Here is a 25,231-nt window from a genome sequence, read left to right on the forward strand (position 1 = left end):
TTTGTTGGTTAAAAATTATAATCCGATCTCTACCCCGAAGATGAATGAGCGTGCCTGAGGATATCTTCCGGTATCAACTCCGTAAGAGTTCATTCCTACTTCAGGATCAAATCCTGTATATTTCGTTATAGTAAACAGGTTGTTGGTGGTTACATACACTCTCACTTTGTTTACATCCAGTTTATGGTACAATTCTTTTGGTAATGAATACCCGATGGTAAGGTTTTTCAGCCTTAAGTAAGATCCGTCTTCCACGTAGAAATCTGATACTTTGGAATAATTTCCACTCGGATCGCCGTGTACCAGTCTTGGGATATCGGTATTCGTATTCTGAGGCGTCCATGCATTCAGGATATCTCGGTCCATGTTATAGTTTTGTCCCGTTCCACCCGGATTCAACGAAATAAACTTCATTCCGTTGAAAATTTTGTTTCCGTAAACGCCCTGGAAGAATAAATTCAGATCAAAGTTTTTCCAGGTCATATTGTATGAAAAGCCATAGGAGAACTTAGGGTATGGACTTCCAAGATTAACAAAATCATTATTATTAAGCACTCCGGTATTTCCTTCCTTTTTCAGGAATTTGATATCTCCCGGCTTGGCATTGGGCTGGATAAGATTTCCGTTGGCATCTTTATAATTGTTGATTTCTTCCTGAGTCTGGAAAATCCCTCCGGTCTTATAACCATAGAAGGAATACAGAGGATCGCCTACTTTCACCCGGGTTGGCTTCAATACACCTCTTACTCCGTTATCATTGATGAAGATCTCATCCACATTGGCAAGCTGCTTCACCGTATTTTTTAGTTGACTCATCGTAGCTCCTATTGAGAACGTGAAATCGCCGGAAACTACTTTGTTATAATTGATTCCCAATTCGTATCCTTTATCCTGGAATAATCCCGCATTCACATACTGATTATTGTACGTTGCCGTACTTGGCAAGCTTACGTTGAAGATCTGATCTTTGGAATTCTTCACAAAGTAATCGAACTGTAAAGAAAGGCTGTTGTGAAGGAATGAAGCATCTACCCCAAAGTTGGTCTGCTCAGACTTCCCCCATTTCAGGTCCGGATTCGGACGTGTGGTGGCATAATAAGCAATATTCTGGGAAGGATCCTGTCCGAAAATCACATTATTATCTCTCGTCATCAAAGGATTCACTGCCTGAGGTGAAATTCCTCCAAGATTACCCAAAATACCGTAGCTTCCTCTTAATTTCAGACTTGAAAGCCATGAGATATCTTTCATAAAGTTTTCTTTCGAAACCACCCAGGCACCGGAAACGGCATAGTAGTTAGCAAATCTGTTTTGTTTCGCTACCAGTGAAGAGCCATCACGCCTTCCCAATAAACTTACAATATACTTTCCGGCATAGTCGTAATTTACTCTCGCCAGATAAGAAACCAAAGACTGTTTGAATCTGTAACTGGAAACATCTTTATTGGTATCCGCAGCGTTCTGAAGGTGCTGGAAAACCTCAGCTTCACTTCTGAAATCATATGATTTTGCCACAAAACCCTCATCAATTGTTTTCTGGAAAGTAAAACCTCCAAGGAAATCGAAATTATGCTGTCCTGCTGAGATCTTATACGTTAACAATTGTTCTGCAAGCGCTGTTGAAGAATTATTGGATTGGTATTCCAGATTATTGGTATCAAAAATTTTCCCAATCTCAAGGACTCTGTACGTAAAGTTTTTTACATCCCCCAGCTTAAAAGTCTGTGAGAAATTGGAACGGAATTTTAAATCTTTTGCCAGTGTAATTTCAGCATAAGGATTAATTAAAATCTCGTGGGTAGGATTTCTGATGCTGATTCTTTTAAGATACGCAACAGGGTTGATCATATCTCCATAACCACCCGCCACATCAATCGGCAGTCCGGAAAAAGCACCGCTGGGTGTATATACCGGAACATTGGGCGGATAGTACATAGCCGCCACCAAAGCTCCTGTATATCCACTTTTGGTATCAGCTGTATTGCCGTCAGAGTAATTATAGTACATATTTTCTCCAATCGTGAGCCAGTCTTTTACTTTATGTTCAGAATTGACTCTGAAATTGTATCGTTTTGCCTGAGTATTCAGTAAAATCCCCTCAAGGTTTCTGTGGTTCATGCCCACAAAATATCTGGATTTCTCACTTCCTCCGCTAAGATTAATATTGTATTCCTGAATAGTTCCTGTTCTGAAAATTTCTTTCATCCAGTCTGTTCTGGTAATTCTTCCGTCCGGATATTGATTAGGATTAAAAGCAGTTGGCAGACTTCCCAGTTTCCCCGCATTTTCATAGGCTTTGTACATCACATCCTGAAATTCTGCCGCATTCAGGGATTCTTTCAGCCTCCATGCCTGGTTTACGCCGTACTTAACATCAAAATCTACTGTTAGATTTCCTTTCTTCCCTTTTTTAGTGGTAATAAGAATAACCCCTCCGGAAGATCTTGCTCCATAAATGGCCGCAGAGGCATCTTTAAGTACAGAAATATCCTGAATATCATTCGGATTGATAGAGGGTGTTCCGTTGAAAACCACTCCATCCACCACATACAAAGGTGTTTCTCCATTGATTCCTCCCAGACCACGAATATTGACCTTCGGTGCTCCGTTAGGATCTCCACCTTCGTTCACTACAGTTACTCCGGGAGCTTTCCCCTGAAGAACTTCTCCTACTCCGGATAAAGATCTGGAGGTTAGCTTATCCAGCGAAGCCTCCGAAACGGCTCCGGAAACTTTACTTTTTTTCTGTGTTCCGTAGCCGACAACAACAATCTCGTCGATGGATTTTTCTTTTAAGCTGTCTTTTTTTTGAGCGAGGAACACCGGTGAAGCTGATATTGCACCAATAAGTAATACCCTTCCCGTTAAATACGTTACGGATACAGGGATTTTAAATACATTCATGATCTCCTTTTTGATTAGGTGCAAAATTAGATCAGTCTGCTTCCATGCCTCATTAAGGTTTTCTTATGTTTTTATTAAGAATTTTTAGATTTTTTCAGGCACCATCTACCACAAAATAAAACTAAACGACTGTTTTTCAGAAATATATGTAATTAAAAATAATCATTCCTCCGATGATAAATAATGAATTAATATTAAGTTTGTCTTAAATTTATTCCATGATAGAATAAAAACGCATTCAGCGGTTTGAACGAAAAATATTTTAAGAATCTAATTCTTAAAACACAAACTATACTTATTTTTCTGTATAAAAGTTAACTGTTTTTTTTACAAGATTCAACTTAACAATTCCACTTCGTATTCCCATAAAAATATTTTCCTCATCGAATACCACTACGGAGTTTGGATACAGTCCCCCCCAAAACTGTTCCCTGAAAAGGAGTGTAGCTTTTTGATCCACTACTTTATAAAAGCCATGAAAAGAAGCAATATAAATACTGTCATTGAATATAGTTAAAGCTTCTAATGAATCCCCAAAGGATTCGACTCTATTATAAGTGAAAGCTGAATCTTTTTTTAATTCATACAAACTTCCCCATATACCTGAGCCTTCTGTGAAATAGATCTTATTCTGAAATCTGAAAATATCAACAATGTTTCCAAATTTTATTTCAATTTTTTCTCTATCTTCTTTAGGCTGGAAGTATAGTGCTCCCCCAAATTCTCCTTTATTTTCTCCAATCAATGTTCCATCTTCAATTTCTAATTCAGAATCTTTTTTGTAATAGCTGGTTTTTTCCACAATCAATCTACCATTATCTTTTTTGACAGCATAACAGTCTTTAGAATGAATAAGAACGAACCATTCCGGAGATTCTACTTTTGGAATAGAATGTTCAGTGAAATTCTCCGGAATTTTAATTTCTTGTCCTGTACAATAAAAGCTAAAATTGAGTATGAATAATATTAGCAGTTCTTTTTTCATCATTAATTTAAAACGTAATTAATTACTAAATTTTACCGGAGTTAAAATATAATAACTTTTCCAACACTGATGGATTATTTCTAAATATTTTAAATCAGTTAGAGAATACATCCAACTTTAAAGCTTTATCCATATCAAAGTTCATTTTTCTTTTTTTACATTTGCTGAAAATAGATTTTACTTTTGAACAGAGACCTTTAAAACGGCTGAAATGAAATCAGAAGAAAAATAAAACATTAAAAATCATACGAATTCAATGACCATCATTATAACAGGAACCTCATCAGGAATCGGGTTTGCATTGGCAGAATATTTTGGTAAAAAAGGACATAAAGTATACGGATTAAGCAGAAAATATACAGAAAGCCAATACTTCAAATCTATCCCAACTGATGTGACAGAAAATACTGCAGTTCAAAATGCTGTAGCTGAGGTTTTAAAAACAGAAAGCAAAATTGATGTTCTGATCAACAATGCCGGAATGGGAATGGTAGGTGCAGTGGAAGATTCTACGAAAGAAGATATTCTGAAGCTTTTCAGCCTGAATCTTGCCGGACCTGTGCAGATGATGAGTGCCGTACTCCCGAATATGCGTACGCACAAATTTGGAAAAATCATCAATGTTTCCAGTATCGGAAGTGAAATGGGTCTGCCTTTCCGTGGATTTTATTCGGCTTCCAAATCCGCATTGGATAAAGTAACTGAAGCGATGAGATATGAAGTTTACCCATGGAATATTGATGTATGCTCTCTGCATCTGGGAGATATTAAAACCAATATTGCAGACAACAGAGTCATTGCACAGGTTTCCCAGCCTTATAAAAATGTTTTTGACAAAGTATATGCGCTGATGAATTCTCACGTGAATGACGGAACAGAGCCTTTGGAAGTGGCGGAATACATTGAAAAACTTTTAGCAAAAAATAAATGGAAAGCGCATTATTATTTTGGTAAATTCGGACAGAAAATCGGGGTTCCTTTAAAATGGATTCTTCCGCAGGGAACTTATGAGAATTTGATGAAGAAGTATAATAAACTGGATAAAAATTAGTTGATTGATAAGGCGCATTGTCATTCTGAACACAGACTGAAAGTCTGCAAATGTAGTTCAGAAATGCAGTGAAGAATCTTTTGTATTTATAGAGATTCCTTTTCATATTCAGAAGAATAAATTGAAATTACTTTTAAAAATATTTTTTGTACTGTTCTGCGTTTTTACACAAGCGCAGAAGAAGCAGTATTGGCTGATTGATACGGAGACCAAGGTCAGGAAAAAAGTAAAAGATTCTACTTCCGCTGTAAAATTTCTGGATTCATTAGCCCAGAGTAATTATTTCTTTACCCAGCTGAAAGACGTAAAAATAAAAGGTGACAGCACGGAAATTTTCTACGATAAAGGAAAGAATTTCAACGAAACGTATGTCAACCTTACAGATTCTCTTGTTCAGAAATTAAAAATCCAGAAAGATTTTTTCACTAAAAATTTAGACTCCACCAAGAAAAGTATCAACAAGACTTATATTGATGAAGGGTATTCTTTCAGTAGAATCAAATCTAAATACAAAGGTCAGAAAAACGGCTATCCGATCGTAGAACTTGACATCAACAAGAATGATAAAAGAACAATCAACGGATTCGTAGTAAAAGGATACGAAAAAGTTCCCAAAAGATTTATCAAAAACCTGGAAAAGGAGTTTAAAGATAAAAACTATGATGATAAAAACCTTTTAGCCATCAACAAAACCTTTCAGAGTCATCCTTTTCTGACCCTTGAACGGCAGCCTCAGACTTTATTTACAAAAGATTCCACCAGTATTTACCTGTTTCTGGAAAAGAAAAAGACAAATACTTTTGATGGGGTAATCGGCTTCGGGAATGATAAAACTTCCAAGTTTACCTTAAACGGGACAATGAATGTCAATTTCAGGAATATGTTCAATGGTTTTGAAACCGTGAATTTATACTGGCAGAGAAACCCTGATAAAGGACAGACTTTCGATCTTAGGGTAGATATTCCGTACCTTTTCAAATCGAATGTCGGGATGGATACAAAAGTAAATATCTACCGTCAGGATTCTACGTTTGCCAATGTAAAATTCCTGCCTGCCTTTTATTACCACATCAACAACCGGAATAAAATAGGTCTAAGGGCAACTTTGGAAACCTCTACTATTATTGACACCTTATACGTTCAGGGAAAAGACTACAACAAAAAAGGGATCGGGATATGGTATGAAATGACTGAGCCTACAGATATTGACCTTTTCCTTTATAAAACAAGGATCAATGCCGGATATGATTTCTTAACAACCACTTATTCAAAAGATAATATTAAAGCCAATCAAAACCAGTTTTATTTCTTTGGAGAACATAATTATCATATTTCAGGAAATCACTTCCTGAACATCAAAGCGGAAGGTGCGATGATGGATTCTAAAATAGAATTCTCTGCCAATGAATTATACCGTTTTGGCGGCTGGAACTCCATGCGGGGTTTCAATGAAAACTCGCTCGCCGCCGACTTCTATTATTACGGAAGTTTGGAATACAGATATCTGATTGGTAACCAGGCTTTTTTTGATGTCTTTGGCCAATATGGTCAGCTCAACAATAAATCTTTAAATGTAAAACCCAAGCTCTACAGTGTCGGGCTCGGTTTCAATTTCTTCATTCCTATCGGTTTGATGAGCTTCCAGCTGTCTAATGGTAATGAGTTCGGAAATCCTTTTAAATTTAATGATATTAAAATCCACTGGGGAATTCTGAGCAGGTTTTAGAAATAGAAAGGAAGAGGGAAGCTGGAGGCTGGATGTTATCAAAGTCACAGTTTTACTATTCTATTATTATTAGAAAGTTTTTATTCAGAAATTTATTACTGTGAGCTTCAAGAAGTTGACAACACCACAATAACTTCCAGCCTCCCTCTCCCAGCTTCCTAACAATATTTATATAATAAAGCAAAAGTCTCCATACAAAAGACATTTTCTATTTTACTTTTCTATTAATTCTTCATGTTAAAAAATATTAAATCGTATTTTTATTTTAATGCATCATTAAAGTACAGGTAACAGTGCTCTGCTAAATTTGCTTTCAAAAAAATGAAGAAAACTCTAGCCACTTTTGCCGTTTTTTTACTTCCTCTTTATTTTTCCGCACAGGAAATCAATATTTCAGGAAATGTAAAATCAGAAAACGGTTCTAGTGTTTCCGGTGTGAACATCACCGACAAAAACACAGGAAAGACTGCTACTACAGATGAAAATGGTAATTTCACTATTTCTGCAAACCCAAAAGACATTCTTGAATTTTTTGCTCCTGATTTTTCCGTTTATACCGTTGAGGTTTCTTCCAAAAAACAGTATTCCGTTGTCTTAAAAAAGCAAAACGAAAAGCAGATTGAAGGCGTTGTTATTACCGCTTTAGGTATTGCCAAAAAGAAAGAAAAAATCGGATATTCTACTCAGGAAGTGGGAACGAAACAGTTTGAAACCATTACTACACCGAGTATCGGGAACTTATTTTCCGGACAGGTTGCTGGTCTGAATGTTTCCAATCCAACGGGAATGCAGCAGGCCCCACAGTTTACATTGAGAGGAAATTCCAATCTCGTTTTTGTCATTGATGGTGTGATTGTCGAAAAAGAGGTTTTCCAGAATTTAGACCCTAATAATATTGAAAACATCAACGTACTGAAAGGAGCTACCGCTTCTGCTTTATATGGTTCAAGAGGTCGTTACGGAGCTGTTTTGATCACCACAAAAAATGCGAAGAAGAAAGGATTCTCCGTTGAATTCTCTCAAAATACGATGATCACAGGAGGCTTTACCAATCTCCCGAAAACCCAGACTGAATATGGTAACGGTTCTCATGGGAAATATGAATTCTGGGACGGAGCTGATGGCGGCGTGAATGACGGAGATATGATCTGGGGGCCAAAGTTTGTTCCAGGTTTGCAAATTGCCCAGTGGAACAGTCCGATTAGAGATAAAGTAACAGGTCAGGTCGTTCCGTGGTATGGAGCTGTGACGGGAACTCAGTATGATGATAAATCAAGATATGAAAGAGTCCCGATTGACTGGAAATACCATGATAACTTAAGTACATTCTTAAAACCAGCAGTGATCAACAATAATAACTTTGCGATCAGCTACAGAAACAACAAAGACGTCTACAGATTCTCCGGGAATTTCATGAATTATGATGACAGGGTTCCGAATTCATACCTTCAGAAATACGGAATTAATTTTTCTTCTGAAAACCATCTTGGTGAGAAATTAATCTTTGATACAAAATTCAACTTCAATCAGGCCTTCACCCCTAATATTCCCAACTACGATTACAACCCAAGCGGACATATGTACACCATCCTGATCTGGATGGGAGGCGATGTAGACGGAAAGGCACTGAAAAATCACATGTGGATTCCCGGAAAGGAAGGAAGAGCACAGGCCAACTGGAACTATGCCTGGTACAACAACCCATGGTTCGGAGCTGAGTATTATAAAAATCAGAACAGAACCGATATTATCAATGCACAGACAGGCTTAGAGTATAAAGCAACCCAGGATCTATCGGTAAAAGGGAAAATATCTCTTGTGGAAAACCACAGCAAAACGGAAATTTTGAGCCCTTATTCTTACTTCAATTATAGTGCGCCGAGAAGCGGAGGTTATATTTTGAAAGATAATAAGACATGGAACCTGAACTATGATGTTTTAGCCACCTATAAGAAAAAAATATCTGAAAACTTTGATTTTACGATCAATGCCGGAGGTTCCGCTTTCTATTATAAAAACAACAAAAATGAAAGGTCTACGGACGGATTGAAAATTCCTGAAGTGTACACTTTTGAAAACTCTATCGGAGCGCTTAAAAATTATACCTATCTGAAGGAAAAGTTAATTTACAGTGCTTATTCAACCATAGATATCGGATTGTATAATGCGTTCTTCATCAATATTTCCGGACGTAACGACTGGTCTTCCACACTGCCTAAAGCCAACAGGTCTTACTTCTATCCTTCTGCTTCCATCAGTGCGGTTATTTCAAACCTGGTAAAATTGCCGGAATCTATTAATCTGTTGAAGCTTTCCGCTTCATGGGCCAAAGTTGCCTATGACTTCCAGCCTTATTCCATCAGAAATTATTATCTGAATAACCAGGGAATCACATTCAACGGAAATCCTACTTATTATTATCCAACAACGCTGAATGTTGAAAATATGCTGAAACCTGAGCAGACAAAATCTTATGAATTAGGGCTAAGTACAGGCTTCCTGAATAACAGGATAACTTTGGACGCTACTTATTTCAGAACATTAGATTATAATAATATCCTTCAGTTCCCTGCCGCAGAATCATCAGGTTTTACTTCACAATATGTAAACGGGAATGAGTATACCACAAAAGGTTTTGAAATTACCCTTGGTATGGTTCCGGTAAAAACAGCTGATTTCAGTTGGAAAACCTTAATCAACTGGAGTACTTATGAGCAAAAGCTGACTTCTATTTATGATAATATGCCCAACTACCTGAACATTAAGTTAGGGGAAAGAATGGATAGCTATTATGACTATACATGGCAAAAGTCTCCGGACGGGAAAGTCATTCTTGATGCCAATTCAGGAATGCCGACCAGAGCTAATGCTCCGACTAACTTAGGACATTTCAATCCGGACTGGACTTTCGGTTTCAACAACTCATTTAAATATAAAAAATTTACTTTAAATATCGGAATTGACGGAAGCATTGGAGGGATAATGAGATCGCAGGTAGTAGAAAAAATGTGGTGGGGTGGAAAACATCCTAACTCCATAGCGTACAGAGATCTTGAATACGCGAATCCGGGAACCTATTATTTTGTACCGGATGGGGTCAACTACAATCCTGCAACCGGTCTTTATACTCCGCACACGAAAGCCATCAGCTTTCAGGACTGGGCACAGAATTATCCATATCAGGCAAGAGTAACGCAGGATGAAAGTGAAGAATTTGCCAACGTTTTCGACAGAACCTTCGTTAAGCTGAGATCGGTAGTGCTGGAATACGATTTCTCTTCATTACTGAATCCGAAAGGAATGGTAAAAGGTTTCACGGCCAATATTTCTGCTTATAATTTAGCCATGTGGAAAAAATCAAAGAACCTTTACTCCGATCCTGATTTCCAGATCAGATCAGGAAGAGAGGGTGATGTAAGCAATGATATTCAGGATCCTTCCAGCAGATGGTTTGGAATCGGTTTTAATCTTAAGTTTTAACTAAAAAGTACGTCAAGACAATGAAAAATACTATAAACAAAATGAAAGCGCAAAAAGGTAAAACGGCAAAATGGCTGATGAAATCTATGTTTGCTGCGGGATTCCTTACCTTGGCTTCATGCGAATCCAACCTTGATACCATCAATGAAAATCCTAATGACCAGGCCAGCATTGATCCTAAATATCTTTTGACCTACGTAGAAAAATACACTTTCCAGGTAAATGGAGATAATATGTATGCCTCAAGGATGATGATTGGTACCGATGGTGAAAATTCATATCAGTATATGAAATGGAATGATGCTTCTTTTGAAGTTTATACCAAAGGGCTGTTAAATACAGGGAAGATGATGCAGGAAGCAGAGAAAAGAGGAAATAAAAATTATCTGGCCATCGGAAAATTCTTGAGAGCCTATCATTTCTTCAATATCAGTTTAAAAGTCGGAAGCGCTCCTTATTCTGAAGCAGCCAAAGGTGAATCCGGAATTACACAGCCTAAATATGATTCACAGGAAGCCATCATGTCCGGAATTTTATCAGAGCTCAAAGAAGCCAATGATCTTATTAATACCAGCGATAAAATTGAAGGTGACATTGTATACAACGGAGATGCTTTAAAGTGGAAAAAACTGATCAACTCCTTCCGTCTGAAAATTCTTATTACTTTATCTAAAAAAAACACAGTAGGAAGTTATAATATTGCTACAGAATTTGCTTCCATTGCAGGAAGCCAGTCTATCATGACTTCCATTGCTGATAACGGTGAACTTAAGTTTGCTGATGCTGCAGACAGCCGATACACTATGTTTAACAACAGTGGATATGGTTCTAGTTTGTATATGGCAGATTATTTTATCAATATGTTCAAAGACAGGCATGATCCACGTTTGTTCACTTTTGCAGCACAGACTACAGGAGCAAAAGAAGCCGGAAAAGCAATTACAGATTATACAGGATATAACGGAGGAAATCCTACTTCTCCCTATTCTGATAATGCTGCTTTGATCACTGCAAAAAATATTTCTAAAGTAAACGATCGTTTTTATAAAGACCCTACTAACGAACCTGCTTCTGTATTAAGTTATTCAGAACTTGAGTTTATTCTGGCTGAAGCTGCGGCCAGAGGATGGATTTCCGGATCTGCCAAAACACATTACGACAATGCTGTTAAGGCAAGTTTCAATTTTTATCAGACTTATGTAAAAAATCCGGGACAATATTTCTCAGGCTTTGATGTAAACCAATATCTTGCAACTCCTTTGGTAGTGTATAATGATGCTGATCCTTTACAGACACAGCTCGAAAAGATCATGACTCAAAAATACATGATGATGTTCCATCAGGCACAATGGACTTCTTATTATGATTATCTGAGAACCGGTTATCCAAATTATCCGTTAAAGTCCGGAGTTGCTGCACCTTTCAGATTCAGATATCCGCAATCTGAATATAATTACAACAGCAATAATTTAAAAGCTGCTTTAAACGCTCAGTACGGAGGAAATGATAATATCAACTCCAAACCCTGGTGGTTACAATAAAAATCTGATTATTTTTATATAAAAACAAAGAAACCGCAGGAAAATCCTATTAACTTGCGGTTTCTTTCTTATTACGATTGAACATGAACAGAAGAGAATTTTTAGAAAAATCAAGCCTTTTATTAGCTGGATTAGGAACGTCAGGAGTTCTGCATCCTTCCATTTTAAAAGCTTTAGCCATTGATCCGGCTGCCCAGTCTACATTTTATGATGCAGAACATGTTGTGATCCTGATGCAGGAGAACCGTTCATTTGATCATGCTTTTGGCACTCTTAAGGGAGTAAGGGGCTTTCTGGATAAAAGAGCTTTTATAAAACAGGATGGACATTCCGTTTTTTTCCAAAAAAATGACGAAGGGAAATATGCTTCTCCCGCCCGTCTGGATTTAAAAAATACAAAATCTACCTGGATGAGCTCACTGCCACACTCATGGGCAGATCAGCAGAAAGCACTGAACAAAGGAAAATTCGATCAGTGGCTTCAGGCAAAAGCCTCAGGAAATAAAGATTATAAAAATATTCCGCTGACATTAGGATATTACAACCGTGAAGACCTTCCGTTTTATTATCAGCTGGCAGATGCATTTACCATATTCGACCAGTATTTCTGTTCTTCACTCACCGGAACAACTCCCAACAGGCTATTCCTTTGGTCCGGAACATTAAGGGAACAGCAAAACGGAAAAGTAAAAGCCAATGTTGTTAATGAAAACATTGACTATGATAAAGCGAGACAGGCCAGATGGAAAACCTTCCCTGAGATTTTGGAAGAACAGAATGTTTCATGGAGAATTTATCAGAACGAAATCAGTCTTCCAAAAGGAATGTCCGGCGAGCAGGAAGCGTGGTTAAGTAATTTTACAGATAACCCGATTGAGTGGTTTTCAAGATTCAATGTTAAGTTTTCAAAAGGATATTATGAAAACATTCCCAATATCATAAATTATCTGAAAAAGGAAATTGAAAAAAATCCTGATCAGAAAAAAAGACTGGAAGCCATGCTGGCTGAAGTTCAGGAAGATCAGGTGAGGTACCATCCTGACAATTATTCAAAACTTTCAAATGAAGAGAAAAACCTGCACGAAAAAGCTTTCACCACCAATGTACATGATCCTGATTACTGGAAACTGGAGATCGGAAAAGATGAAAATGGTGAAAGGCTTGTCGTTCCCGAGGGTGATGTATTATTCCAGTTCCGTAAAGATGTGGAAGAGAAAAAGCTTCCAGTGGTTTCCTGGCTGGTAGCCCCGGAACATTTTTCTGATCATCCGGGATCACCATGGTATGGAGCATGGTATATTTCTGAAGTTCTGAATATTCTGACCAAAGATCCTGAAACCTGGAAGAAAACCATATTTATCATCAATTATGATGAGAATGACGGGTATTTTGATCACGTATTGCCTTTTGCCCCGCCGGTGAATCCAAACCAGCCTGTTGATATGAACGGAAAAGAAGGGGTGGAATATGTGGATAAAACTCAGGAATATATGAGCAATCCTGCTTTGAAAAGCTATGAAAAAGTAGAAGGGACTGTCGGATTGGGTTACAGAGTCCCTATGATCATCGCTTCTCCCTGGACGAAAGGAGGTTTCGTAAACTCTGAAGTATCGGATCACACTTCTGTACTGCAGTTTCTGGAGAATTTTATTATGAAAAAATTCAAAAAGAATGTTCATGTTGACAATATCAGTGACTGGAGAAGAGCGGTATGCGGTGATCTTACATCAGCTTTCAATTCTTCCAGTGTAAAAGTTCCTCAGATGGATTATCTTGATCAGAAGGATTATGCTAAAACCATCAACGCAGCTAAAAATAAACCTGTCCCTAATTTGAAATGGTATTCTGAAGATGAACTTAAAGATAGCCTGCTTGACATTCAGGAAAGAGGACTGAAACCTTCCAATCCATTGCCTTATCATTTCCATGTAAATCTGGAAGGAGACCATATAAAAATGACTAACCTGAAAGATAATGGGGTTCCTCTTTTGGTATATGACAGAACTCAATTCGACAATAATAATTATCATTTTTCATATGCTTTATATGAAAAGCAAACGCTATCCCATACTGTTCAGCCGGGAGCTTATGATTATGAAGTTTTCGGTCCCAATGGCTTTTTCAGGAAATTTAAGGGAAATAAAACTGTAGAAACAGAGGTGATCTTGACGAATATGACCTCAAAAAATCAGATTGAATTAATTATCAGAAATCACAAAAAGAAAAATTTTTCCATCAGTCTGGAAGATCTTTATACAAGAAGCGAAAGAACAGTTTCTGTACAAAAAACGGAAGAAAAAATCATTATTGATCTTGATAAATACAAAGGCTGGTATGATTTGAAGCTAAAATTAAACGATCATCTGTGGCACTTTGCCGGAAGAATAGAAACCGGAAAAGTTTCCGTTTCTGACCCGCATTGGGCTTAAAAACGCTTATAATATTGATAAAATACTGCACAACTTTGGGCAGTATTTTTTTTGAGTTATTTCAGCTTATAATGCATTACATATGATAAATAAGCAGTTATAAAAAAATTGTGGTATATTTTTTTCAAAACCTGTTGAATTTTATTATCTTCACTTTACTAATTAACAGTGTCATGAAAAAACTAAATTTAACTATTGCAGCGTCTTTATTTGCGTTTGCTCTATGCGGGAATCTGAGTGCCCAAGACCTCGCTACAGATAACCATACGGTTACCATTTCTATTCCCGAAGTTGCATTGGTAGATATTGAGCCATCAGCAACAAAAAATATTACCCTTGGATTTACAGCACCTACTGAAGCAGGAAATCCCATTATTCCAGCTGCAGCCAACACTACTTTGTGGCTTAATTATTCTTCTATCAAATCTGTGGCAGACCCTACCCGTAACGTAAGCGTAAAAATGAACGCTATCATTCCTGGAGTAGATCTTAATGTAACGGCGGCAGCAGCCACCGGAGCAGGAGCAGGTACATTAGGAACTTCTGCAGGTCTGCTTACATTAACTGGTACTGACCAGACTATTATTTCCGGTATTGGAAGTGCTTACACTGGAAATGGAGCTAATAACGGTCACAATCTTACCTATGCAATCGCTGCAGGAAGTGGTCCTGGAGGGGTAGCAGCTTACGCCGATTTACAAGCTACAGCTACTGTTGCGGCTACCGTTACGTATACGATATCAGACAATTAGAATTTAATTTAAATTCAATTTCGCGTTTCAAAAAACAAGAAGAAGTTGTTATTCAGTTTCTTCCTGGCTTTGTATTATTAATGATTTAACTTCAAACTTTACACAATGATAAAGCGTATCCTTCTTTTGATCACCCTGATTTTGCAGTTCAGCTTTTTACATGCCGGTATTGTGATTCTCAACGGGCTTACGCATTCTTACAAAATAGAAAACGGAAAGGTTTATAAAGGAAAAGTTGCCATTGAAAACACGGGCAGCAATCCTCAAAGTGTAAAAATATTTTTACAGGATTATACCTACCATGCGGACGGAACGATCAATTATACAGCATTACGTACCAATAAACGAAGTAACGGAGAGTGGCTGAAACTCAACACTAATCTTGTTACCCTTAAAGGTAAAGAAAAGACTGAGATCTTCTATGAAATAACCATTCCCAATCAGGCAATGGATCCTGGAAGTTATTGGAGTGTGATTATTGTAGAGCCGGTAGAAGAGATAAAACCCAGCGACGGTAAGCCGGGAGTAAGTATCACTTCTGTTATACGATATGCCATTCAGGTCATTACAGATTTTGAAACAGAAAAGGCCCAGCCGGACCTTAAGTTTGAAAGTGTAAAGGTGGAAAAACAGGAAGGAAAACAAACAGCAAAGATAGCAATAGCCAATAATGGCAATCTTTACTGTAAACCGACAGCTTCCATTGAAATCTATAACCGCAAAACGGGTGAAAAAGTGGGAACTTATTCAAGTTTAACCATGGGGCTTTTGCCAGACACCTCCAAAACATTTTACATTGATATCAGTAAAGTACCCCCTGATAAATACAAAGCAGCTATTATAGCCACCGATGAAGAAGAGAATGCTTTTGCACTCAATGTGGAATTAGAAGTAAAGAATGATTAGAACTTGGACTTTATTTATTATCATATCACTTTTCCCGGTATTTATTTTTTCCCAAGAGCAACCCAACAGGTTGATCAGTAAAAAAGATAGTTTATTGCCGGGAATGTCTACTTCTATTCCCTTCACATTCGAAAATAATTCGAAGGAAACCAAAACATATGATATTTCAGCTGTCACATCAAGTCCCTCTGTTAATCCTATTCTACCAAAAGGAGAATTTCAGATTCTTCCGTATGAAACATCAGTATATCTGGTTCCTTTACGCATCGCAACAGAAACAGAACAGGGTACTTATTCTGTAACCCTGAACATTATGGACCGCAGTAATGGAACAACATTTACAAAAAATTCAAAAATCGTAGTTTCCGGAAACAGAAAGCTTTTGGTTACGGCTTTAAATACCCCTGAATTTGTAAGAGCAGGAGAAACAATCCGTGCTTCTTTCCTTTTGAAAAATAATGGTAATGTTACAGAAAACATTGTTCTTGAAAGTAAAAATGCCGTAGTTGATAATGAGTCATCCCTTGTTCTTGCACCCAATGAATCAAAAATTATTACGATTCACAAAGTAACAAGTCCTGAACTTGCTCAAAATGAATTTCAGAACCTAAATCTTTCGGTACACCCGAAGAGTCATCCCAAAGAAATTCAGGATGTCTACGCAACTACTCAGGTAATTTCAGTAAAGCCATCTGAAAACGATATTTATCACAGACTTCCTGTTGCCCTCTCCCTATCTTTTATCGGAATGCAGAATATGGGAGTTTATCACGATGGTTTTCAGGGTGAAATCTATGGTAAAGGAACACTGGACAAGAATAATAAAAACCAGATTGAATTTAGAGCAGTTACCCATAATCCGGTAGAACTTAATACATTCACTCAATATGAGGAGTATTTTGTAAATTACAAAAGGGATAAATGGTTTATTCATCTTGGTGATAAAACCTATTCATCCTCCTATCTTACAGAATTTGCAAGATATGGGCGCGGGGCAGAAATCCGCTATGATTTTAATAAAATAAGCTTTGGGGGATTCTACAATCATCCCAGATTCTTCAGAGATATTAAAGATGAATTTAATATGTATTCAGCTTTTAAAATCCGGAAAGAGTCCGAAATTTCTGTGGGCTATCTCTACAAAACCCCGAGGAAGGAAGAAATCAGATATAGTGACGTACGACTTGACTCTGATGCGCATCTTCCTTATGCTAAAGGAAAATTCAAGGTTTCAAACAATATAACTCTTTCTGGAGAATTGGCATACAGTACTACACAAAAAACAGATGGAACAGCTTATTTACTACAGGCAGAAGCTATATTTAAAAAATTAAACGGAAGTCTGATGTATATGAGAGCCAGCCCTGATTTTGCCGGATATTTTACCAATACCAATACCTTTAACGGTAATATTTATTATAATATCACAAAAAAAATCAGCGTATTTGCCAATTATATGCAGGATGCCAAAAATTTCCAGAGAGATACATTGCTACTGGCCACCCCGTACAGAAAGTATTTTCAATATGGAGTGCAATACAAATATATTCCTACTGGTTCCATCATCCTGAATAATGGATATCAAACTTATAAAGACCGTTTGGAACCAAAACAGTTTGATTACTATGAACGTTACTTCAAGGTGAGTATCAATCAGCAAATAGGAGTTTTCCAGGTCAATCTGGATGGACAATTCGGTAAAACAGATAATTATCTGACCGGATTTAGTGGAAATTCCAGTTTTTATTCTGCGAATCTTTCATTTCAAAAATTCAGTACCTCATTTAACATCTTCGGAAGTTATGCTATAAGCTCAAGATATCAGCTTCAAAACCAGAGAAATTTTTATTACGGAGCGAGAATCTTCAGCAAGTTTTCTGATAAGACCAGCTTAAGTATCTTTTATCAGAACAATTACATGCCAGAGGAATATTTTAAAGACAGAAATCTGTTTGAGTTTCTTTTTCATCAGCAGCTGTTTCCGGGAAACGAACTTGATCTTTCCGGAAGGTATTCACTACAAAGAGGGGAAATCGGAGATAAAGATTTTATATTTTCCATGCGCTATACCTGGCGCCCCAACGTTCCTGTACAAAAAATTGCCGAGTATATTTCACTGTCCGGAAATGTCAGCAGCTTAGGATTAAAAAAAACAGAAGGAATAAGACTAATACTTGGAAGTTATCTGTCTGTTACGGATAAGGATGGAAATTATATGTTTAAAAATGTTGTTCCCGGCAACTATTTTCTTGAAATAGACCGTTCCACGACAGAAATCAATGATATTCCAACCCAGACTTTTCCTGCAGCGCTTTCATTACTTAATAAGGAAAATACTTTTAATTTCGGATTAACAACAGCGGCGACTGTTCAGGGGCATGTTAAGTTCCTGGAAACCGGAGATAAAGATCAAAATGAATTTAGCCAGCTGCCATCTGCTAAAGGAAAGAAGAAAAAAGAAAGTATTATTGTGGAAGCTACCAATAACGATCAGACTTACCGTAAAGTATGCAACATAGGAGAAGATTTTGATTTCACCTATCTGCGTCCGGGAGACTGGATTGTGAAAGTTTACCGAAATGGACTTGATAAGCGTTATAAAATTTCAACGGACAAATTTATATTTACTTTACAGCCTTCGGAAACAAAGAAAATAACGATCAATGTTGTCAAACAGCAGATAGAAATCAAGTACCAGCAGGAATCCTTGAAAGTAGGATATAATGAAATAAAAAAGAAGAGATGATGCTAATCCGTACTATATTGTTAATGGCGTTGTGTGCTTTGTCCGGTTTTGTTTATTCTCAGACCGCAAGTACAACTGTCAGTCTAACACTGCCTGTAGTAACTTTAATGGATGTTGAGCCTACAGGAAGTATTACATTAAATTTCACACGTCCTACCGAGGCTGGAAATGCACTGGTAGCCCCAACTCCTAATACATCAAAGTGGATAAACTATACATCTGCTATTGCTTCCGGAGGACTTACAAGAAGGATTACAGCATCTGTGAATCAAGTTATTGCCGGAGTTAATATAAGGCTGCAGGCAGCTGCGGCTTCCGGAGCAGGAGGTGGAACATTGGGAACATCTGCAGGACAGGTTACCCTTACTACCACTCCTACTACCATTATTAGCGGTATTGGTGGAGCATATACTGGAAACGGGGCCAATAATGGTCATGGACTTACCATATCGCTTTCCACCAACACGTATGCCAATTTACAGGCACAAGCCAATACAGCAATTGTCATCACCTACACTATCACAGAATAAAATTAAAAAATGAAAATAGAAAGCCCGTTTTTAAAAAAACAGTTCTTAAAAAGATATCTATATATTATTGCTTTAATAGCAGGTGCTTGCCTTAAAGGGCAAACTATAAACATTGCAGGAACGAGCTGGACTGCCAGTGTACCTGCCATTACGGAAGCAGGAAGTAACTATATCGGGACCTATGAGAATCCTTCTCAGTTAACACTATCAGGCAATTTACCAGGATCTTTTCTGAATGTTCTTTCAGCCTCAGGTGCTAAAATATCCATGCAGCTTGCTCCAACGTCCTGGAACAGCTCTCTGAAACTCTATGCGAAAAGAAGTGGAGGTACTACTAAGATAAATGGACTTTGCCTGGGATGCACCGCAACAATTACTGGTGGAACGGCCAATTATATAGAAATACTTCAAGCAAGTGCCGTAACGCTATCAACTATTACTTTTACAGGATTATTAGGAATCAGCAATAGTGTAGATTACTCAGCTATTAGTGTACAATTAGAGATTAGTGGCGTTTCTGTAACAATTCCTGCGGCGGCTTATAGTACTCAGGTAGTTTTTACAATTGGAGCCAATTAAACTCCAAAGCCAATCTATATACCACTTATCATAATTAATTGAACAATCCATTTAAAGAGATATTCAGTCAATTTGTATCTAAAAAAAACAATCCTTTTCAAAATCAGAAAAGGATTGCTTTTTAATATTTAGACTTAATTAATGTTTGGCCCACCAAAGAGGTGTCAGTACAGCATCCGTACCACCAAGTAATTGCACAGCTTTATCATATCCAGACTGATCTGTATTTCTGAAAGTACTTGGATATCTTAATCTCTGAGGGAAGTTCTGAATAGAATTCGTCATATAGTTCCCTGAGCTCAGATTAGGAAGGTTTGGCAATGGAGTTTCGATGGCTGGGTTTTCAAAAAACGGCAGCCCAAGTCTTCTCTGATCATTCCAGGATTCTAACGGTAGCCAAGGCATATTGGCAATATATTTCTGGGTAATAATCTTTGTCAGTTTATCATTTTTTACCGATCCGTTCTTATAAATGGTATTCACAGGATATTTAATTTCAACAGAAACTAAGTTCCCGGTTACAGGATCTTTATATTTCATGGTATGGCTTGCTCCCGGTTCTGTAATATGACTGTAAGAAACAGAAGTACCGTCACGGTTATAATCTGTTGAAGCAATATATTGACCATAGAATTGTGAAACTCCATTATAAACAAAACTTTCCTGAATTCCTTTATTATAAGCAGCTTCATCACTCATTGGAACGGTCCAGCCTTTCAATGCAGCTTCTGCCAGAAGGAAATAGGTTTCCCAGCTTGCAAAAAATATTCTTGCATTCTTACTTTCCCTGTACTGCTTACCTAAAGCCGGCATACATCCTACTACATTTCTTAAGCCGTTTCTCTGTCCTTTTACACCCCAGTTTCCAATAGTATAGGCGTTCCAGGTATTTACGGTATTTATTGTTATTTTAGAATTGTCTTCAAAAGTAAGATCTCCGTGATTGGTAGTTGCCTGGTTGGTATAAGTAGGATACAATGAGTAAACCGGGCTTGTAAGATCCCCCGGAATATAGAATGTTTTATAGGCTCTCGGATCAATTTTATTAGGTAATCCGTCCAGCCAGTATCCTGCACTTGGGTCGTTGGTCATTGTAGTGAACTGTTGATCATATTTTATACCAATATAATCAGATGCCTTTACCTGTGTATGTTGAGCTGCTGGTAATTGGTCTGTAGAATTTACTCCTCCTAGCCCAATGTATAAATTATTAAGGGTTGCTGATAAAATTTGAGAGTTCCATTCTCTGGACATTACACCTGTTAGCGCATCCCATCCCGGTTTTTCAGCAACTTTAAAATTATCTGTACTTGTAGCGATAAACATATTTGAACTTGCCGCTGCTTCAAATTCTGTTTTTGCTTTTGAAGGATCTACTTCGGCAATTCTCATGGCAATTCTCATCCTCATAGAGTTGGCATATTTTACCCATTGAGTCCAGTTAAACCCATACACCATATCATAGGCATTTTTATTGGACGGTACTCCTTGGGTTGTGTCCATTTTTGCGACTGCATCTTTCAATTCTTCCAAAATAAAATAATACACTTCTTTTTCAGAATTAAAAGTAGGATTCGTTCCCTGAAAAGCGTGAATAGGTTGAGGTCCGAAATTGTCCGAAAATTCACTCATTAAATAAGCTCTCCAGATTCTCGAAACCTGAATAACATTGTCATAATAAGGTTTTCCCTGTCCGGCCGCCTTTTTTTCATTAGCCAACTGAATGGCCGCATTCGCATTATTCAGCCAGTCTGAAATGTATTTCCAATATTCGGAAGTCCAGGAATCGTCGTAAGTTCCACCTGCAATTCCGGTTGTCAAATGCTGTCTTGCTGCCGTTTTCCAGTATAAAACAAAAACACGTTCTGCAATATTAGGATCTTGCTGGGCACCGAGAATTGAGTTATTTAATAAATATTCGGGTTCTGCCTTATTAGCGTCTACGGCAAACGGGTTATTATTAATGTCTTCAAAATCATTGCATGAAGTACATAGTAAACCAATCGTAAAAAATGATAAGATATATTTTTTCATTGTTTCAGTTGTTAATTAAAAGCCTAAAGTAATTGTAAATAAATAAGATCTTGAAGTGGGAAAAGCAAGGTTTTCAAATCCTGTAGCATTAGAATTAATTGCGAATACAGATTCCGGGTCGATTCCTTTAGCTTTACTATAGATCATCCATACGTTATTGGCCGTAAAAGCAACCTTAGCACTCTGTAAGGCCAGTTTTTGGAAAATACTTTTAGGAAAATTATAGGTCAGCTGAATATTTCTTAAACGAATATTGGTAGCATCATAAATGTTTTGCTCAGTAATTCCTAAATTTCCGGATGTTACAGCTCCCCAATAATCCTGTTGAGTAATTTCTTTTGTATTTGTTGTATAACCGCCATTTCCCTCCACTACGGCATCCAAAATCATATTATCACGTTTTCCTCCGGGCGCGGTGTCTGCAGCAAGTCCGTTCGCTTGTAATGCAGCTTGTGTTGCAGAGAAAAATTTACCTCCGATTCTTCCGTCAATTAAAAATGAAAGCCCGATATTTTTATAAACAAAGCTGTTTGTAAAACCAAACAAAGCTCTCGGGGTTTGATCTCCTAAATAATATTGATCAGGCGTTGCCTGCGGTAATCCGTTTTGATCCACAATCAATTTTCCGTAATAAGGACTGCTGGTATCTTCTACTCTTAAGAATTTTGTTCCGTAAATGGCTCCGTAAGGTTTTCCTACTTCTGCGAAGAAAGCAACGTTATCAAAACCTGATAAAGGATATTTTGAAACAATTCCATCAATTTTATCGATGTTGCTTTTCAACGTTGAAAAATTGGCATTGACATTCCACACAAAGCTTTCCTTCTTAAAGATATCTGTATTCATTACGAATTCAAACCCTTTGTTATGCAACCCTCCTGAATTAATCATCATTCTTTCATATCCGGAAAGTGGATTTATCGGAATGGCTATAAGCTGATCGGTGGCATTATTATTAAAATAACTTACATCCAGAGACACTCTGTCAAAAAACTTCATGTCTGCTCCAACTTCAAAAGTTTTAAGCTTTTCCGCATGTAAATCCGGATTAAAAAGTATCTTGTTCCTTGCAAGTACAATATGTCCGTTTGGATCAGTTGAAGCGATATATGTATTGTACAAGCTGTGAGGAGGTAAAGAGTTACCCACAATTGCGTAGGCCGCGCGAAGCTTAGCAAAGGTTAAGGCATTTAAAGTAGTACCATTTAATTTTTTCAGCATATCTGTCAAAACTAATGAAGTACTCACAGAAGAATAAAAATAAGACCTGTTATTTATATTCAAAGTAGAAGACCAATCATTTCTTGCCGTAGCATTCAGAAACCAATATCCGTCATAATTAATTTCAGCAGCAGCAAATACTGAATTAATTTTTTTCCACATATCAACTTCGGTTGTTGTAACAGAAGCAAGATCACTCGTATTAGACGTACTGAAAACATTGGCAATAACGAGATTTTGTGTGGAAAAATATAATGCTTTATCCCTGCTTTCCATCATCTGTCCATAAACAGAAAGCGATCCTCCCCATTTACCAACAATATCATCTTTTTTAGCATTAAGACTTATGATATAATTATTTTCATAAAACTTTTCCTGACCGGTAGAGTAAGAATTATTACGTCTGGATCCCGTCCAAACCCTGGTATCCGAATTTAAGGAATAGAAATCCGTTCCTAATCTTACATCTGCGCTCAGCCAGTTATTAAATTGATATTTAAGATAACCGTTTAATAAAAACCTGTCTTTTTTATCAGCGTTCAATGCATTATAAGCAGTCCAATAGGGATTAATTCCATTAGAGGTTATCCAGCGCGATGTCACTCCATTTTGCATCTGCCCCTCACGATAATCTCTTATATCAACATTTTGAGGCATCAGAAGGATTGCTGGGTAGTAATTCCCGTCACCTTGCCCTGCAGAGGGTCTGTTTGTACCTTTAACACTCATATACTGAGCTTTCACCTCAGTAGTCCATCTTTTATTAGCCCCAAAATTAGAATTCATTTTCGCCATAAAATTGAACCTCTCATATTTTGAGTTCGGAATCTGGCTATTACTGCTTAAATAATTAGCAGAAGTGTACAAGCTTGATCCTTCACCAATGTTCTCCTGAAAGCTCAATGTATGCTGAGAATTAGTTCCTGTCTTAAAAAAGCTTTTTAAGTTATCGTGGACTGTCATATTTGAACCTTCAAAAGTCGGTCCCCAGGAAGTTGTATTGTCGGTCCCCGTAGGATTGACCAAACCATTACTTCCTTGTGCGAAACTATGCTGCAAATCAGGTTTCATAAAAATATTTTCAAAACCTAAGCTTGTAGAATATGTAATTCCTAATCCCCCTTTTCTTTTACCGGTTTTTGTAGTAATCAAAATAACACCGTTTCCACCTCTGGAACCATAAAGAGCAGAAGCAGCACCACCTTTCAGAACAGAAAGACTTTCAATATCGTCCGGATTGATATCACTTAAACCATTCCCCATATCAAGATCCGGATTCCAGAAATCGTTATTAGAATCTTTTCCATTCTGCTTAGCCTTTGATCCTAAGCTATTACTTAACGGAACTCCATCTACCACAATAAGAGGTTGATTATCTCCTGTAAACGAATTAAATCCCCGCAGGTTAATTTTGGAGGAAGAACCTGGTCCAAAACTTCCTTTAATCACTTGTAACCCGGCAACTTTTCCTGCTAACGCATTGGTAACATTATTTTCTTTGGCGTCAACAAGGGTTTGTCCTTTCACATCCTGGAAAGAATATCCAAGCGCTTTTTTTTCTTTTTTTACACCATAAGCTGTAACAACTATTTCGTCAATCTTTGACGCTTTAGTTGAATCACTTTGTGCATACAATCCACCGAAAAAGAATAAGGATTGGAGCAGTCCAACCTTAAAAATGGTTTTTTTCATAAAAATTAGATTTGGTATATATTTAACAATATCACTAGATATTTCAACAAATAAACGTAATTATCATTAAATTAATATACAATCATTAATTATTTATGCTAAATCTATTAATAAAAGCAACCAAATTATTCTAATCACAACATATTCAATCATTACTATGAGTGTAAAGCTTTTGATACTTAAATAATTAAGTAAAATCTAAAGTTAAAAGAGCTCTAGTCTGAATCTTGTACTTTGTGGGGATTGAGTTGAATAAAATAATGGATTTGTCTAGATTCCTATGGAGTGACTGTTGTAAATGATCAGCTTAAATCGTGAGTTCATATATCCCCAATCGTATCATTCCGCAGGAATCCAGCCTCCTTTATTAGAGTCTTAAAAGGATTTAAAAGGTAAAAGTAATACTTGAGTTATGTGCTAATACTGTGTTGAGACTCCTACGGAGTGACAATTGGAGTGTATGCTGTCCAGCATAAGTAATAAATGATAAGTGATAGTTGATCAATCATAGTTGATTGATGTATCGTTTATCAATTATTACTTATTGCTTATAAGCTTAACTTGGGTATAAAACAAAAAAATCCTTTATCACAATGATAAAGGATTTTTTAAAAATAAAATAAAAACTGGCGGCGGCCTACTCTCCCGCGTTAGC

General features: G+C 37.2%; 14 protein-coding genes. 10 read left to right on the plus strand and 4 right to left on the minus strand.

What is annotated here, in order from left to right:
• Positions 1-15 precede the first annotated feature (15 nt).
• A complete protein-coding gene (locus DEU40_RS21230) occupies positions 16-2,904 on the minus strand; it encodes a SusC/RagA family TonB-linked outer membrane protein (protein ID WP_110011697.1) in 2,889 nt (962 codons plus the stop codon).
• 295 nt (positions 2,905-3,199) lie between these two features.
• Positions 3,200-3,892: a hypothetical protein gene (locus tag DEU40_RS21235; protein WP_110011698.1), complete on the minus strand. Its 693-nt coding sequence runs from the start codon at positions 3,890-3,892 to the stop codon at positions 3,200-3,202.
• Between the two features lie 253 nt (positions 3,893-4,145).
• Here DEU40_RS21235 and DEU40_RS21240 point away from each other — a divergent pair, with 253 nt between their 5' ends.
• The 10 genes from DEU40_RS21240 (at position 4,146) to DEU40_RS21285 (ending at position 19,629) form a co-directional block, all read left to right on the plus strand.
• Positions 4,146-4,940: an SDR family oxidoreductase gene (locus tag DEU40_RS21240; protein ID WP_110011699.1), complete on the plus strand. Its 795-nt coding sequence runs from the start codon at positions 4,146-4,148 to the stop codon at positions 4,938-4,940.
• Positions 4,941-5,061: 121 nt separating this feature from the next.
• Positions 5,062-6,666, plus strand: a complete 1,605-nt coding sequence (locus tag DEU40_RS21245; RefSeq protein ID WP_110011700.1) for an autotransporter assembly complex protein TamA — start codon at positions 5,062-5,064, stop codon at positions 6,664-6,666.
• A 321-nt stretch (positions 6,667-6,987) separates the two neighbouring features.
• A complete protein-coding gene (locus tag DEU40_RS21250) occupies positions 6,988-10,146 on the plus strand; it encodes a SusC/RagA family TonB-linked outer membrane protein (protein ID WP_181398015.1) in 3,159 nt (1,052 codons plus the stop codon).
• A gap of 20 nt (positions 10,147-10,166) precedes the next feature.
• Positions 10,167-11,687: a SusD/RagB family nutrient-binding outer membrane lipoprotein gene (locus DEU40_RS21255; RefSeq protein ID WP_110011701.1), complete on the plus strand. Its 1,521-nt coding sequence runs from the start codon at positions 10,167-10,169 to the stop codon at positions 11,685-11,687.
• A gap of 83 nt (positions 11,688-11,770) precedes the next feature.
• Positions 11,771-14,116, plus strand: coding sequence for a phosphocholine-specific phospholipase C (locus DEU40_RS21260; RefSeq protein ID WP_110011702.1), 2,346 nt, complete (start codon positions 11,771-11,773; stop codon positions 14,114-14,116).
• Positions 14,117-14,289: 173 nt separating this feature from the next.
• Positions 14,290-14,868, plus strand: coding sequence for a hypothetical protein (locus tag DEU40_RS21265; protein ID WP_110011703.1), 579 nt, complete (start codon positions 14,290-14,292; stop codon positions 14,866-14,868).
• Between the two features lie 105 nt (positions 14,869-14,973).
• Entirely contained in the window at positions 14,974-15,774 is an 801-nt protein-coding gene (locus DEU40_RS21270) for a WxL protein host-binding domain-containing protein (RefSeq protein ID WP_110011704.1), read from the plus strand.
• Complete coding sequence (locus tag DEU40_RS21275) at positions 15,767-18,520, plus strand: hypothetical protein (RefSeq protein WP_110011705.1); 2,754 nt, start codon at positions 15,767-15,769, stop codon at positions 18,518-18,520. The genes DEU40_RS21270 and DEU40_RS21275 overlap by 8 nt, the downstream gene beginning before the upstream one ends.
• Entirely contained in the window at positions 18,517-19,050 is a 534-nt protein-coding gene (locus DEU40_RS21280) for a hypothetical protein (protein ID WP_110011706.1), read from the plus strand. Before DEU40_RS21275 ends, DEU40_RS21280 begins: the two co-directional genes overlap by 4 nt.
• A gap of 9 nt (positions 19,051-19,059) precedes the next feature.
• Positions 19,060-19,629, plus strand: a complete 570-nt coding sequence (locus DEU40_RS21285) for a hypothetical protein (RefSeq protein WP_110011707.1) — start codon at positions 19,060-19,062, stop codon at positions 19,627-19,629.
• Positions 19,630-19,767: 138 nt separating this feature from the next.
• Here DEU40_RS21285 and DEU40_RS21290 read toward each other — a convergent pair whose 3' ends face one another.
• Complete coding sequence (locus DEU40_RS21290) at positions 19,768-21,663, minus strand: SusD/RagB family nutrient-binding outer membrane lipoprotein (RefSeq protein ID WP_110011708.1); 1,896 nt, start codon at positions 21,661-21,663, stop codon at positions 19,768-19,770.
• Between the two features lie 15 nt (positions 21,664-21,678).
• Complete coding sequence (locus DEU40_RS21295) at positions 21,679-24,576, minus strand: SusC/RagA family TonB-linked outer membrane protein (protein WP_110011709.1); 2,898 nt, start codon at positions 24,574-24,576, stop codon at positions 21,679-21,681.
• Positions 24,577-25,231: the final 655 nt, after the last annotated feature.

Source organism: Chryseobacterium sp. AG844, assembly GCF_003182335.1.
GTDB lineage: Bacteria > Bacteroidota > Bacteroidia > Flavobacteriales > Weeksellaceae > Chryseobacterium > Chryseobacterium cupriresistens.

Bases quoted from the DNA above. Each gene is read 5' to 3' on its own strand.
- DEU40_RS21230 (WP_110011697.1), bottom strand. From the start codon at position 2,904: ATGAATGTATTTAAAATCCCTGTATCCGTAACGTATTTAACGGGAAGG.
- DEU40_RS21235 (WP_110011698.1), bottom strand. From the start codon at position 3,892: ATGATGAAAAAAGAACTGCTAATATTATTCATACTCAATTTTAGCTTT.
- DEU40_RS21240 (WP_110011699.1), top strand. From the start codon at position 4,146: ATGACCATCATTATAACAGGAACCTCATCAGGAATCGGGTTTGCATTG.
- DEU40_RS21250 (WP_181398015.1), top strand. From the start codon at position 6,988: ATGAAGAAAACTCTAGCCACTTTTGCCGTTTTTTTACTTCCTCTTTAT.
- DEU40_RS21255 (WP_110011701.1), top strand. From the start codon at position 10,167: ATGAAAAATACTATAAACAAAATGAAAGCGCAAAAAGGTAAAACGGCA.
- DEU40_RS21260 (WP_110011702.1), top strand. From the start codon at position 11,771: ATGAACAGAAGAGAATTTTTAGAAAAATCAAGCCTTTTATTAGCTGGA.
- DEU40_RS21265 (WP_110011703.1), top strand. From the start codon at position 14,290: ATGAAAAAACTAAATTTAACTATTGCAGCGTCTTTATTTGCGTTTGCT.
- DEU40_RS21270 (WP_110011704.1), top strand. From the start codon at position 14,974: ATGATAAAGCGTATCCTTCTTTTGATCACCCTGATTTTGCAGTTCAGC.
- DEU40_RS21275 (WP_110011705.1), top strand. From the start codon at position 15,767: ATGATTAGAACTTGGACTTTATTTATTATCATATCACTTTTCCCGGTA.
- DEU40_RS21280 (WP_110011706.1), top strand. From the start codon at position 18,517: ATGATGCTAATCCGTACTATATTGTTAATGGCGTTGTGTGCTTTGTCC.
- DEU40_RS21285 (WP_110011707.1), top strand. From the start codon at position 19,060: ATGAAAATAGAAAGCCCGTTTTTAAAAAAACAGTTCTTAAAAAGATAT.
- DEU40_RS21290 (WP_110011708.1), bottom strand. From the start codon at position 21,663: ATGAAAAAATATATCTTATCATTTTTTACGATTGGTTTACTATGTACT.
- DEU40_RS21295 (WP_110011709.1), bottom strand. From the start codon at position 24,576: ATGAAAAAAACCATTTTTAAGGTTGGACTGCTCCAATCCTTATTCTTT.